The 13,214-nt window shown below is 43.4% G+C and carries 11 protein-coding genes and 1 pseudogene; 6 read left to right on the top strand and 6 right to left on the bottom strand.

Features of this window, described 5'->3' with window-relative positions; all coding sequences use genetic code 11:
• The 4 genes from F6K20_RS06765 to F6K20_RS06750 form a co-directional block, all read left to right on the top strand.
• Positions 1 to 519: methyltransferase C-terminal domain-containing protein (locus F6K20_RS06765; protein ID WP_353736734.1), on the top strand; the 519-nt coding region annotated here is incomplete at its 5' end.
• A 474-nt stretch (positions 520 to 993) separates the two neighbouring features.
• Positions 994 to 2,223 carry a class I SAM-dependent methyltransferase gene (locus F6K20_RS06760; protein WP_287266779.1) on the top strand — a complete coding sequence of 410 codons (1,230 nt, stop codon included), beginning with the start codon at positions 994 to 996 and terminating at the stop codon, positions 2,221 to 2,223.
• Positions 2,224 to 2,789: 566 nt separating this feature from the next.
• Positions 2,790 to 3,998 carry an L-2-hydroxyglutarate dehydrogenase gene (lhgD, locus tag F6K20_RS06755; protein ID WP_287266781.1) on the top strand — a complete coding sequence of 403 codons (1,209 nt, stop codon included), beginning with the start codon at positions 2,790 to 2,792 and terminating at the stop codon, positions 3,996 to 3,998.
• 103 nt (positions 3,999 to 4,101) lie between these two features.
• Positions 4,102 to 5,289 carry a class I SAM-dependent methyltransferase gene (locus F6K20_RS06750; RefSeq protein WP_287249340.1) on the top strand — a complete coding sequence of 396 codons (1,188 nt, stop codon included), beginning with the start codon at positions 4,102 to 4,104 and terminating at the stop codon, positions 5,287 to 5,289.
• A gap of 32 nt (positions 5,290 to 5,321) precedes the next feature.
• On the opposite strand, the pseudogene F6K20_RS06745 reads toward F6K20_RS06750, so the two are convergent.
• The 3 genes and pseudogenes from F6K20_RS06745 to F6K20_RS06735 all read right to left on the bottom strand — a co-directional run bounded on the left by F6K20_RS06745 (position 5,322) and on the right by F6K20_RS06735 (position 8,217).
• Positions 5,322 to 6,568, bottom strand: a pseudogene (locus tag F6K20_RS06745) (RNA-guided endonuclease InsQ/TnpB family protein).
• A 255-nt stretch (positions 6,569 to 6,823) separates the two neighbouring features.
• Positions 6,824 to 7,045: a sulfur carrier protein ThiS gene (thiS, locus tag F6K20_RS06740; RefSeq protein ID WP_044492807.1), complete on the bottom strand. Its 222-nt coding sequence runs from the start codon at positions 7,043 to 7,045 to the stop codon at positions 6,824 to 6,826.
• An 89-nt stretch (positions 7,046 to 7,134) separates the two neighbouring features.
• A complete protein-coding gene (locus tag F6K20_RS06735; protein WP_008182935.1) occupies positions 7,135 to 8,217 on the bottom strand; it encodes a thiamine phosphate synthase in 1,083 nt (360 codons plus the stop codon).
• 205 nt (positions 8,218 to 8,422) lie between these two features.
• On the opposite strand from F6K20_RS06735, the gene F6K20_RS06730 reads away from it, so the two are divergent.
• Positions 8,423 to 10,579: a DUF1565 domain-containing protein gene (locus F6K20_RS06730; RefSeq protein WP_287294198.1), complete on the top strand. Its 2,157-nt coding sequence runs from the start codon at positions 8,423 to 8,425 to the stop codon at positions 10,577 to 10,579.
• A gap of 104 nt (positions 10,580 to 10,683) precedes the next feature.
• Here the strand turns inward: F6K20_RS06730 and F6K20_RS06725 are convergent, their stop codons facing one another.
• From F6K20_RS06725 to F6K20_RS06715, 3 genes are all read right to left on the bottom strand, one after another.
• Positions 10,684 to 11,292: a Uma2 family endonuclease gene (locus F6K20_RS06725; RefSeq protein ID WP_071102255.1), complete on the bottom strand. Its 609-nt coding sequence runs from the start codon at positions 11,290 to 11,292 to the stop codon at positions 10,684 to 10,686.
• Positions 11,293 to 11,400: 108 nt separating this feature from the next.
• Complete coding sequence (locus F6K20_RS06720) at positions 11,401 to 12,012, bottom strand: alpha/beta hydrolase (RefSeq protein ID WP_071107585.1); 612 nt, start codon at positions 12,010 to 12,012, stop codon at positions 11,401 to 11,403.
• Positions 12,013 to 12,210: 198 nt separating this feature from the next.
• Positions 12,211 to 12,840, bottom strand: a complete 630-nt coding sequence (locus F6K20_RS06715; RefSeq protein WP_287249346.1) for a Crp/Fnr family transcriptional regulator — start codon at positions 12,838 to 12,840, stop codon at positions 12,211 to 12,213.
• A gap of 209 nt (positions 12,841 to 13,049) precedes the next feature.
• Here F6K20_RS06715 and F6K20_RS40525 point away from each other — a divergent pair.
• A partial coding sequence (locus F6K20_RS40525; protein WP_502708818.1) for a CbiX/SirB N-terminal domain-containing protein occupies positions 13,050 to 13,214 on the top strand: 165 nt, incomplete at its 3' end.

The raw sequence follows: 13,214 nt of genomic DNA, 5'->3' as shown, positions 1-13,214 counted from the left end.
CATGGTTTATTCCTAAATGATATCCAACGTACTCCAATCCATGGGGGTTCGTTACGCCTATTTGTGGAGCCTAAGGAACAGGTTAAGGAATCCGTAAAATCTCTATTAGTAGAAGAAGTAGCGCGGGGAGTTGACCGCATTGATTACTATCGTGATTTTGCTAATCGTGTTCAGGAAATTAAGCTTTCTTTACTGGATATCCTCTGGGATTTGAAGAAACAGGGTAAAAAGGTAGTAGCCTATGGAGCAGCAGCTAAAGCAACTACTCTGCTCAGTTATTTTGGGATTAATAAAACCCTGGTGGATTATGTAGTGGATTTAAATCCGTTCAAACATGGTCGCTACATGGGCATTAATCATTTACCTATTTTTCCACCATCAAAACTGTTAGAGGATAAACCAGATTATGTCTTGCTGCTAGCTTGGAATTTTGCTGATGAGATTTTGCAGCAACAGGAAGAGTATCGACAACAAGGAGGTAAATTTATTATTCCGATTCCACAACCAAAGATTCTTTAGAGTTTATGGTTGACGGTCAAGGAAGAGAGTAGGGAGTAGCGATCCATCACTATTCCATAAAATCCCACACTTGTATACGTCAACTACTTTATACATGCTATAATTTAAGTCAGCTTGATCATGATTTGTAGTGCGGGAGGGTACGGATAATTGCCAATTTTACCTTAGCGAACTTCCGCACTTTATGATCTGAATCATGCTCTGCTCTGTCTCGCAACAGCAGCAGAGTTTGGGGGTGGAATTTGTAAATGATATATTTGAAAATATTTAGTATAAAGTCAATACGTTGCTAATTATAGGTTTTGATAACATTGTTGTTGGCGATCGTAAGCTTGAATTATGGGATTGACCCTAGGTCAAGCTACCCGAACGCCAAATAGTAAAGACAAAATTTTTTTTTATTGAGCTTACAGAATCGACTAGTATAGGCAGTCCTAATAACAGCACATTTAAATTATAAACAAGTCACTCAAAATGATACAACAAGCATTGCCCAAAAATTTTGCTCACACACAACCGATTTCATTATCAGAACATATTTGTCCCAACTGTGGAAACCAAGGATTATCCCTATTTTATGAAGTACATAACGTACCAGTTCACAGTTGCTTAATGATGTCAACCCAAGACGCAGCCCTAAACTTCCCTTGCGGTGATGTGGTTTTGGGGTTTTGTCAAGACTGCGGCTTCATTACTAATGTTTCCTTTGATTCCAGGTGGTCAGCTTACGCTCCCAATTATGAAGACCAACAGAGTTTTTCCCCAACCTTCAATCAGTTTGCCCTTGATCTAGCCAATCATCTGATCGACAAATACGACCTTCATAACAAAGACATTATAGAGATTGGTTGTAGCAAAGGAGATTTTCTCTTGCTGCTGTGCGAATTAGGTAACAATCGCGGTGTTGGTATTGACCCGTCGGCTGTAGTAGGACGAGTCCAGAGTGAAGCCGCTGACCGGGTCACCTTTATTCAAGACTATTACTCAGAATGCTATGCTGAGTATGTAGGTGATTTTATCTGTTGTCGCCATACCCTAGAGCATATTTATCCTACTGCTGAGTTTATTAATACCGTGCGCCGCTCCATTGGCGATCGCCTCAATACCGTTGTGGTGTTTGAGATACCAGATACCATACGAGTACTCAAAGACTTAGCTTTTGAAGACATTTACTACGAACACTGCTCCTATTTCACCCCTGGATCCCTAGCGCGATTATTCCGCAACTGTGGTTTTGAAGTGACTGACCTGTATCGAGCTTATGGTGAACAATATCTGTTAATTGAAACCCGACCTGTCAGCATCCCATCTGACAAAGTACATCCTCTGGAAGAGAGTCTTGAGGAAGTGACCCAGCATGTCAAAAACTTCACCAACGAGATTAGCAAGAAGCTGGAGAATTGGAGGCAGCACTTAGAGCAGATGCATGCTGAAGGCAAGCGTGTTGTAGTGTGGGGTTCGGGTTCCAAATGTGTGGCTTTTCTAACCACTCTTGATACCACAGACAAAATTGAATACGTGGTAGACATTAATCCCCATCGTCATGGCAAATTTATCCCTGGTGTTGGTAAAAAAATTATGGCACCAGAGTTTTTAAAGGAATACAAACCTGATCAGGTGATTGTCATGAATTCCATATATTGTGATGAAATTCAGCAAATGTTGGATAAAATGGGAGTAAGTACAGAGGTTATATCTCTATAAATATCAGTCATTAGTCATGAGTTATCAGTTATGAGTCATAAGTCAAAAACAAGAGACTTATGACTTATAAATTGTTTACTGGAGTTGTTTAGGTGTACTTGGGAACTATGTTTTTTCTGCACACACTTGGAAAAAATTTTTCCATCAGAAAGCACCCAGCAAAGTTGAGCAATAACAGAAGGCTTGGATGCTTGCGGGAAAAAAAGTCTTTGTCATTTTTTATTTTTTTGTCGTCCTTTCAGGTCAAAATGGCAAATATCATAATAGGTTTTCTGGTAAAAAAAAGTATGGTAAGTGAGTAGGCTTACCCAAACTTTTGAGGATTAATTAATTGTTTATAGCGGTTTTTACTCCAATGAGGTAGACCATAAGTCTCAATTAACAAGCTTTTCAGCTGCAAGGTGTACCTCACCATATAAAAAACACTATATTATCCATTATTATACCTTTCTCAGGGATACGGTTAACTTTTAAAGTTAAAATTTTAACATTGAACTGTTAAACATTCAACATTCAACATTCAACATTCAAAGTTAACCTTAATAGTTTAAGTAATAAAAATAACTATGTACGACTTGGCGATTATTGGAGGAGGAATCATTGGCTTATCCACAGCCATGGCATTGGGTCAACGTTATCCAGATGCCAAAATTCTGGTACTGGAAAAACAGAGCAGTTGGGCTGCTCACCAAACTGGCAATAACAGTGGTGTAATTCATTCTGGAATCTACTACAAACCAGGGAGTTTCAAGGCTAGGTTTTGTTATGAAGGAAACCGCTCGATGGTGGCATTCTGCCAAAAGCATGGCATTGATTATGACATCTGTGGCAAAGTGATTGTAGCAACTGAACCAGAAGAACTACCATTACTGGATACTCTTTACCAAAGGGGTTTGGAAAATGGTATAGAGATTGCCAAGATTACTGGTGAAGAGGTTAAGGAAATTGAACCCCATGTCCGTTGTTTAGCTGGAATTCGAGTTTATTCGACTGGGATTGTAAACTACAAGCAGGTCTGTGAAAAATACGTTGAACTGGTGAGTGTCCAGGGAGGGGATTTACGTCTCAATAGTAAGGTTGAAAAAATCCTGGAAACTGGGGATGGTTTAGTACTGGAAACCAACAATGGTAACTATCCCACTCGCTTTGTGATCAACTGTGCTGGACTACATAGCGATCGCATTGCTAAGTTGGGTGATGCTGAGCCTCCAGCTAAAATCGTTCCTTTCCGGGGTGAGTACTATGAACTCAAGCCAGAGAAACGCTACCTAGTCAAGCACCTAATTTATCCAGTTCCTAATCCGAATTTTCCTTTCCTAGGGGTTCATTTCACCCACATGATTGATGGCAGTGTCCATGCTGGACCCAATGCTGTACTTAGTTTCAAGCGGGAAGGCTATCGAAAGACTGATTTTGACTTGCGAGATTTTGTGGAGGTCATGAGCTATCCCGGTTTCTGGAAACTAGCTGTCAAACATGGAGACGCAGGAATTCAGGAAATCATCCGCTCCTTCAGTAAAGCTGCCTTTGTTAAGAGTTTGCAACGGCTGATTCCTGAAATCCAAGCAGATGACTTAGTTCCCACCCATGCTGGGGTCAGAGCTCAAGCCTTGAAAAATGATGGCAAGCTGGTGGATGATTTTTTAATTGTCAATAGTCCTAAAGCAATGCATGTTTGTAACGCTCCCTCTCCTGGTGCGACGGCTTCTTTGGAGATTGGTAATGCGATCGCTAGTGAAATCCCGACACTGAAAACTCTCGAAAGGATGATCTGACCCAAGTTTCCTTAAAAGCTATCAGCCGTCAGCTATCAGCTGACGGCTGATAGCTGATTATTTGTACTTTCCCTGTACTAGTCTAATGGAGTTAAAACTTTAAATGAACACGTTATCTAACCACAACTGTCCTGTATGTGCCTCTGCCGATTTAGAGGTGTTTTTTGAGATGTTGGCGGTGCCAGTGTACTGTAATCTGCTGTGGCGATCGCGTCCAACTGCTCAAAACTGTTCCAAGGGAGATATCAAACTAGGGTTCTGTCCTAGCTGTGGTTTTATTAGCAACCTAGCCTTTGACCCTACTAAATTGGGTTATTGCCAGGACTATGAAAACTCCTTACACTACTCTCCCCGATTTCAAGACTATGCCCAATCCCTTGCCGCTGGATTGCTGAAGCGCCACAATCTCTACAATAAAGAAATTATTGAAATTGGTTGTGGCAAAGGGGATTTTCTCCTTTGCCTGTGTGAACTAGGTAATAACCGAGGAGTAGGTTTTGACCCGAGCTATGTTCCTAGGTCAGAGCATCAACAACTCCAGACTCAAGTCAAGTTTGTTCAAGATTTCTATTCACAGCTCTACCAAGAGTATCAAGCGGATCTAATTTGTTGTCGGCACACCCTAGAACACATTTCCAATCCCGCAGATTTGCTCAAGCCACTACGACAGGCGATCGGTTCTCGCCTTAATACCATTGTTTTCTTTGAAGTCCCCAACGCCTTAGATACCTTTCGCCATCTAGCGGTGTGGGACATTATCTATGAACACTGCTGCTATTTCGCCCCCTCTTCTCTAGGGCAAGCTTTTGTCAATGCTGGGTTTCAAGTTAGTGAAATCAAGGAGGCGTTTGGTGGTCAGTTCCTTTGCCTGGAAGCAAAGCCAGTCCATGGGGAAATCCCGAACAGCTATGGAAAACCGGATGAAATCGAGGTATTGGCTCGCGATATTGCCAGCTTTACCGCTAGGTTTCAGGAGAAGTTAGAAAGCTGGCAGCACAAACTGACAACCATCGCTCAAACTGGGAAAAAAGCCGTAGCATGGGGTGCTGGCTCGAAAGGGGTTACTTTTTTGAATCTGCTCAAGTGCCAAGATGTGATTGATTACATCGTAGATCTCAATCCCCGCAAACAGGGGAAGTACGTTGCTGGAACGGGACAAGAAATTGTGCCACCAGAGTTTCTCCAGGATTACCAACCTGATCTGGTTATTGTGATGAACCCTATCTATGAAGAGGAGATTCGACAGTTATGCAAAAATCTAGGTGTGAACTACCCCGACCTACTTCTTTGAGGTCGGGGCTTCCAGCTTGGCCTTTGGCCACGCTACGCGAACACGGAAGAATGCCTCAATTTGGACGGACGTCCGCGTCTTGGTCTTACTTCTTCTCCACTGGCGTTTACCTCCCCTGTCCCAGAGGAGGATAGCACTCTGATCCCTTCTGCTCTAATATTTTTAGCTGCATTACCATCTCTATCGTGGTGAGTTCCACAACTTGGACAAACCCAAGTCCTTACGTCTAGCGGCAACTCCTTGATGCGGTAATGACAATTAGAGCAGGTCTTGGAGCTGGGGAACCACCTGTTTATCTCAACCAACACTTTTCCTTCTTTTTCACATTTATAGGAAAGAAAGTTGACAAAAGTTCCCCAACCTAGATCAGAAATTGCTTTAGCTAGTTTATGGTTACGTTCGCGTAGCGTGCGCGTAGCGCTTACCATGCCCTTGACATTTAGATTTTCGACTACCACTACTTGGTTGTTGTCAACTATCTTTCTAGATAGCTTATGGAGGTAGTCTTGACGGACATTTCCAATCTGTTCGTATACCTTAGCTAAAATCTTTCTGGCTTTTATGCGCCTGTTACTACCCTTTTTCTTACGGGCAGCAATACGTTGCTTTTTAGCTAGTTTCTTTTCGTATTTAGCTAGGTGTTTTGGATTGCTAAACTTAGAAGTCTTTTCTCCATCATAGGTAATCGCAAAATCCTTAATGCCCAAGTCAATACCGATTACCTTCCCATCTGTAGATGGCTTGGCATCACCCAACTCATACTCCATTAGCACAGAAGCATAGTACTTCCCAGAAGGAGTCTTGCTAACCGTTACAGTTTTGATTTCCCCATCTAGTGGTCGGTGAATTACTGCTTTAACAACTCCCAACTTTCCAGGAAATTTAAGACAGTCGCCCACTTGTTTGACTTTTTGGGGGTACTGGATTGACTGACGGTGATGATATGACTTGAATCTAGGATATTTCGCTCTACCTTGGCCGTAGGCCACGCTACGCGAACAAAAAAGTTTTGATATGCACGACTGAGATTGAGACTCACAGATTGTAAAACCTGAGAGTAGCAATCTTTTAGCCATTCAGTTTCTTTCTCTTTTTTGAGTTTCGGCAGCATAGAGTTAAGTGCAGATTGTTTCAAGCCTTTGCCAGTTTCCTTGTAGGTTTCTATACACTGATTTAGTGCATAGTTCCACCACCAGCGAGCACACCCAAAATGTTGGGCTAATATATGAACCTGTTCTTGAGTGGGATAAATCCTGAGTTTGACGGCTTTATGTTTCACTGCGCTAACCTCTTTTATCGACCTTTGTTACTATTATATATATATCACAGTAACATGTCAAGCTAATTGAGGGGACGAAATTCCCCATCCCTGCGACGGGTGGGGAATTTCGTCCCCTCAAACTCCCCTACTCGTTAACTCCTGAGTTAATTTGTGTTTGATTGTTTTTGACTGTTGGCTTTAGTGATATCAAGTCCGATTGGAAACCCATCATCAAGAAGATTGATGGGGAGATTTTCAAATGGCTCCGAGAAGTCAACCACCGCCAACAATCGTGACAATTTCGAGCTGGTCTCCCTCCTGCATTTGAGTCTGGTTCCAAAACTGCCGATGGAGAATTTCACCATTATATTCTACTGCCACCAGGCGCGGATTTAAGCCTAGCTGTTCTAATAGCTGGGGTAGTTTAGTGTCACAAGAGCAGGTACGGGATTCACCATTAACTTCAAGGGTAATTTGAGTTGTGTTGTTAGACATCATCAGCTAATATTCACCACCAAGCTATTAAAAATTAGTAACCATTACTTATTACCTAACATGTCTAACTATTATCAAGTTTTCTGACATTAGGGTTTAGAAACCCCAGCTTCAAGAGATCGAAGAGTGTGCTCTCGTTTGAGCTGGGACAGGAAATATTGAGTCACTAGAGTTGGTTGTTCCGCCTCCATGATCCCCCGGACAACTGCCACTCGTTGAGCTCCGGCATCCAAGACATAGTTTAAATTGTTTGGATCAATTCCCCCAATTGCAAACCATGGAATTGTAGCATGCTCTTTAGCATACTTGACATAATCCAAACCAGCTGCTGGCTTACTCGGTTTAGTAGGGGTTTCATAGACCGGTCCAACACCAATATAATCTGCTCCTTCAGCAATTGCCCGGTGTAGTTCATCAGGGTTAGTAGTCGAGCAACCAATGATACGCTGGGAGCCGAGTAGCTGCCGTGCTAAGGAAATTGGTACATCTTGTTGTCCGATATGAACTCCATCAGCCTCCACTGCTAGAGCTAAATCTACCCGGTCATTCATAATAAACAAAGCACCGTAGTGATGGCACAGCTGGCACAGTTTCTGAGCATCGGCAAGTCTGTCCCCATCATCTGCTTGTTTTTCCCGGTACTGTACTAAGGTTAGTCCACCTTGGAGGGCAGCCTCTACTTTGGCAAACCACTGGTCTGACAAGGATGTAATCAAGTAGAGATGCGATCGCTCCAGCAACTGATGACGCTGATATCCCAGTAAATGGCTTTCCAGGCTGTAAACCCGATAGCGCATCTGCTTAAAGGCTATACCCATCTGAGCATCGTATAGTTTACCATATTCTTCCAACACCCGTAGTGCTTCTTGAACCCGACACAAATTAGCCTGTAAAAGCTGCTGAATGCTCGAACGTCGTTCTTCCTGGGGATGAGTTAGTCCAGTCCCTGGATCCCCTGAGGTATCTCGGAAGATCCTGATTTCTGAGCTGTGCCAACGGGCTAATTCCTGGCGCATTTCCTTGCACTCCCCAGCCATCTGGGCGCTGTTGAGACCAAAGCGGCACCACTCCTCAATAATTCGCAAGCCTTCTCTAGCTCGGTCTAAATTTGCATCCAAAATTCGGCAGATCGCCGATTTTTGACCCATAATGCCGCTGTGTTGGTCATCCATTACTAACTACTCCATTATTCTCTATCCTAACAGTGGATGGAAAGCTTGTTTATCCGGTCAGTAACATTTAGCAACGGACACATTTCAAGTGATAAATGATTACAAATAGATTACAAATATCCTAGTTTATGGATACGATCAAGCTTGACATTCAACTCAACTCTTATGTCAAATTCCATGAACATTGGACCAAAGGAGAACAGCCATGAGTTTGATCAGAATTCACACCATAGAATTAACTATTTCCAATCCCGTAGCGTGGCCGAAGGCCAATCATTCCCACTGCCATCACCAACATCAGCCTAGAGGCTTTGATCTTGGGTTACCAGTGACAACGATTTTGCTGGGATTAACCTTTAGCATCTTCAGCCAAGCTATCCCTTCAACAATGGTGCCACTAGGATTAGGAGGAACCACGGCTTTAGCCCAATCAACTCAGGATGATCGGGCAAGAAACCTGGATCTTACCATAGAAAGAAAATTTTTGTTTGTAAACCCAGTTACCGGAAACGACACTAGCGGTGATGGCACCCAGGATTCACCGTTGAAAACTATCACTCAGGCGCTACAAGCTGCCCAGGCCAATACTGTGATTGTACTCTCTAGGGGTATCTACAGCAGTGACATGGGTGAAACCTTCCCCCTACTTCTGAAACCCGGTATCAAGCTACAGGGCAACCCCCGCACTAGAGGTCACGATGTGGTGATTCGCGGCGGTGGTACCTTTGTTAGTGCCACGGCTGCTAGTCATGATGTCCTAATCGTAGGTGCTGACCAAACAATTATTTCTGGCGTAACCCTTAACAATACTAATCCAGAAGGTTATGGTTTGTGGCTGGAAGTCGGTTCGGTTTTAGTGGAAGACAATACCTTAACTGGGAATAGCAAAAGCGGGATTGCTGTGGAGGGAAATAGTACACCAACAATTCGCAGTAACTACTTCTACAACAATAAAGGCAATGGGCTCAGCATTTACGGAACCTCAAACACTCAAGTGGATGACAATGTATTTGAAAATAATGACTTAGGAATTATGATTGCCGAAAACGTTGCAGCCCATATCGTTAATAATCGCATCACTGGCAATAAAAATGGGGTAGTGGTTGAAAGCAATGCTCAACCATTTTTCCAGAATAACCTGATTGAAAATTCCCAACTGGATGGATTAGTCCTCAAGGTCGGAGCTAATCCGGATTGGGGAAATTCACATGAATCAACAAACAATACATTAAACAATAAATTTCGAGGGAATAGGCGCTTTGACATTAACAATCAGGAGTCTGAGCCTACTCTGATCGCTTTTGGTAATCAGCTAGAAGAGGAAACTAACAGTGAGGTTAATTCAGGGGAAACTGAAAACGATATCATTCAAGAGTCGGAGGTTGAAACACCAGCTGTTAGTAAACCAGCTGTTAGTAAACCAGCTAGTACACCTGATGGTTCTGACAACCAAGCAGTTGTCATGGCAGAGAACTCTAATCACTCACAGAAGACTACGCTTAATTCTGAGGAGAATCCAACCACCCCCAGCCAAGTCGTCCCATTCCAACCGTCTGCCGAGAAGGAACCTACATCTGCTCAGGTCTCAGCAGCTTCATTTCCCGTTCCATCGAGTTTGGAGTCTCAGCCATCTACCTCAACGGATAACATCGGCAAAGACGCAGCACTAAATAATTCTGCAAGTACTGAATCTTCTAGACCAGCAGCAAGGTCCCAAACTGAGAGTCAGCAAACCTCTGAAACCCAACAGCCTTCTGATGCTAGGACTCAACGTTCACATTCTGAACCCCTGACACCCCTGACTCTGAAAGTTATTCAAAACCAAGAGCAGTCCTCTTTTGAGGAACCAACATCTCCAGCCAAACCAGGAGAGGATTCTAGCAGTTTTACTCCGGCTTCACCGTCACAGGAAGTGATTGATGGGTCAAGTGACAGCTCAAAACCAACACCGGCAGCAGCCTTGACTGAGGAGGTTAACGTTATGATGTCAATGTCTAGTCAGATCAGTACACCGGTTAATCAAAATACTAGTAATCAAAATACTAGTGCTAGCTCCAATTCAGGTAGCTCAATTCCAGTGTTTTCTACAAGTACCCAATCAAACTCGGAACAAAGGGGACCTCAAGGGAATAATCCTACTTCAGCTCTACCCAGTCAGGGTTACCGGATTTTGGTAAATGCTGAGAGTGAGCAGCAACAAGATTTAATGCGATCGCTAATTCCCGATTCTTTCCTGACCTCCTTTCAAGGAAGAACTGTGATGCAAGCGGGATTGTTCACAACCCTGGAAAATATTGATCGGGTGCTGAAATTACTCAGTAGTTATGGTTTGAGCACCACTATTGTGCCTCTGAATTACTGATCAGACCAAGGAGGGAATGGGGAAGCTTGAAGAGCAAGGGTTTGAGCAACTACAATTGAGCGACTACAAGGGAAGTTAACACAGTTAATAGAATTTATCTCAACTCACCCTTGCCAAATTTCCGCCATCGTCAGCACAAAACCAGGTAAAACCGATTCACCACTAACAGTGGTAGGATTGTCTAGCTGCTCAACTAGTGCACCAGGGCGATAAATATAAACCTGGCGATGATCAGGGTCAATCAACCAGCCCAGTCTTGCCCCATTCTCTATGTATTCTTCCATTTTGTTTTTGAGGTCTTCCACCCGGTCATTGGGGGAACATAGCTCAATCACAAAATCGGGGCAGATAGGCGCAAATTGTCTTCTTTGTTTCCTGGTCAACCTTTGCCATCTTTCCAGTTTTACCCACGCCACATCAGGGGAACGGTTAGCACCATTGAGAAGTTTGAAGCCAGTGGATGAATCAAAACCTTTACCTGTCCCATCCTGCTTAACCCATTTAGCAAAATGGTAGATCAGATCAAAGTTTGTTCCCCCTGTTTCACTCCCAGTTGGGGACATAATAATTATTTCTCCCTGTGATGTCCGTTCAATCCGTAAGTCCCGGTTAATCTGACAAAATTCAAAGAACAGGTCATCATTGATATCCAGTGCAGTCGGAATTTTCAACACTATGGGAATTGTTTCAACAGGTATATTAACTACAGTCATAGTTATTTGAGGTGTTTTGCCCAATTAATGTTTTATAATGTTTTTTATAATGTTTTTTCTATTTTAAAGGGATTCCACAGAAGTTAGGATATTGAGCATCTCTGTTCACTATCTATTGAATATAATAAATTCCCGGAGCAATTCTAAAAGCTCTGATGAAATCTCATGACCCATATCTAATTCTCTGTACTGCACTGCTGCTCCCAAGTTGAGCAAATAATCTCGTAACCGGTTAGCAGCAGTTAAAGGAACAACCGTATCTTGTCTACCATGAACAATTAGAATGGACGGCAAGGATGAATCAACCTTTTGAGGGGTTCGATGCATATAGCCACTCAATAAGGCTAAACCTGCCAGGGGTAAGGTTAACCCTACATCTAGAGCGATTGCCCCACCTTGAGAAAAGCCACACAAAATTGTCGAGGACAGGGGAATACCTGTAAAACCTTGGAGAGAATCGAGCCAGGAGATCAAGCGCTCTTCGCTTTCTTCTAATCTCCGATAGTCGTCTCTTGACAAGTCGTACCACATTCTGCCACCAGTTACCTGAGGGTGACTAAAAGGAGCATCGGGAATTAAAAATTGGGTGTTGGGCAAGTTTAACAATGGCACTAGAGATGCCACAGCTTGAGCATTAGCACCCCAACCGTGTAACGCTACGACCAATCCTGCTGGTCGTTGACCGTTTGCTGGTGGAATTGAAATCGCTTCGAGAGACAGGCCTCTTACTCCTGAAGAACACAAGTGATCAGCATTCCAGATAGATGGGCTGAACTAGCGCACATTGAAGCTCTCCCCTAGGGAGTAGGTTTGAGGACTTAATCGGGGCTGCAACGCCACATCAGCCGAATAGCTAACTTACTTTATGCCGCGCTTTTCTAGTTTCAGCCCAAGATATCTGTTAATCTGAGCATAATATCACCAATCTGCTACATTTGTAAAGCTGTCGTGCTTTAGGATAATGTGGCGATCGCTATCAATAGTAATGGCTCCCTCATTCTTGAACTTGCTGAGCAGTCGGGTAACTGTAACCCGCGTCGTTCCAATCCCATTAGCTAAATCCTGATGAGTAAGACGCATTCCAATCCGAATACCCTCTGCTACTGGCTCACCAACTTCCCGTTTTAAAAGCAATAGTAAATGTTGTAAGCGTACCTCAACCCGGCGCTGACCCGAGATTGCTAACAGGATCTCTGTCTGTCGCATCCGACGCACTAGTTGGGGTAAAATAGTTTGGGCTATATAGGGAGAATTGTTGATTTCGGCTAAAGAATACCATTTGAGACGGACATCAGTTAGGGCGATTGCCTGATAACTTGACAGCACAGAAAACCAATTGCCAAAGAATGCAGAAGACTCTGCCCAACCCAACCATATCTCCTCCCCTTCTGGGGAAAGGGTACTCAGCTGGACTCGGCCTTCGTCTACCTCCCAAACACCCTGTGCTACTAGAGGGATCTGCTCACCCCTAGCGTAGAAATGCAATCGGCGTTTAACCTTTGGCTCTTGCTGCTTTCTCTGTAGAATTGCTCTCGAAAATTGGTGCATAGGGGCAACTCTGGTGGATACTTTCCCTACCTTAAGGCAATAAGGTAAAGGGTCGGTAATCAAGAGATTAAGCCATTACACAGAGGAACAAGATCGATGTTACCTCTGAGTCATTGTCCTTAACCTGCCTACCACTAAAATGCCCTTTATAAAATTAATTATGTAAGTATGACGTAGAAGTATGAGCTATGAATGATCAAGGATGAAGTATGAAGATCGATGTCACAGATGAGTCATTGTCCCTATCTCCCCTACCGCTAAAACGCCCTTTATTAATGGTTGGTCACGGCACTAGAGACCCCGATGGGCGTCAGACTTTCCTTGATTTTGCCCACACCTATCAAACCTTGAACCGTTCTCGGCCAGTAGTGCCA

This window comes from Moorena sp. SIO2C4, from assembly GCF_010672485.1.
Taxonomy (GTDB): domain Bacteria; phylum Cyanobacteriota; class Cyanobacteriia; order Cyanobacteriales; family Coleofasciculaceae; genus Moorena; species Moorena producens.
Note: the sequence above shows the minus strand (reverse complement) of the source record. Positions and strands in the feature narration are given on the sequence as shown.

Bases quoted from the DNA above. Each gene is read 5' to 3' on its own strand.
- F6K20_RS06735 (WP_008182935.1), bottom strand. From the start codon at position 8,217: ATGGATGACCAACACAGCGGCATTATGGGTCAAAAATCGGCGATCTGC.
- F6K20_RS06750 (WP_287249340.1), top strand. From the start codon at position 4,102: ATGAACACGTTATCTAACCACAACTGTCCTGTATGTGCCTCTGCCGAT.
- F6K20_RS06725 (WP_071102255.1), bottom strand. From the start codon at position 11,292: ATGACTGTAGTTAATATACCTGTTGAAACAATTCCCATAGTGTTGAAA.
- F6K20_RS06715 (WP_287249346.1), bottom strand. From the start codon at position 12,840: ATGCACCAATTTTCGAGAGCAATTCTACAGAGAAAGCAGCAAGAGCCA.
- lhgD (WP_287266781.1), top strand. From the start codon at position 2,790: ATGTACGACTTGGCGATTATTGGAGGAGGAATCATTGGCTTATCCACA.
- F6K20_RS06730 (WP_287294198.1), top strand. From the start codon at position 8,423: ATGAGTTTGATCAGAATTCACACCATAGAATTAACTATTTCCAATCCC.
- F6K20_RS06760 (WP_287266779.1), top strand. From the start codon at position 994: ATGATACAACAAGCATTGCCCAAAAATTTTGCTCACACACAACCGATT.
- thiS (WP_044492807.1), bottom strand. From the start codon at position 7,045: ATGTCTAACAACACAACTCAAATTACCCTTGAAGTTAATGGTGAATCC.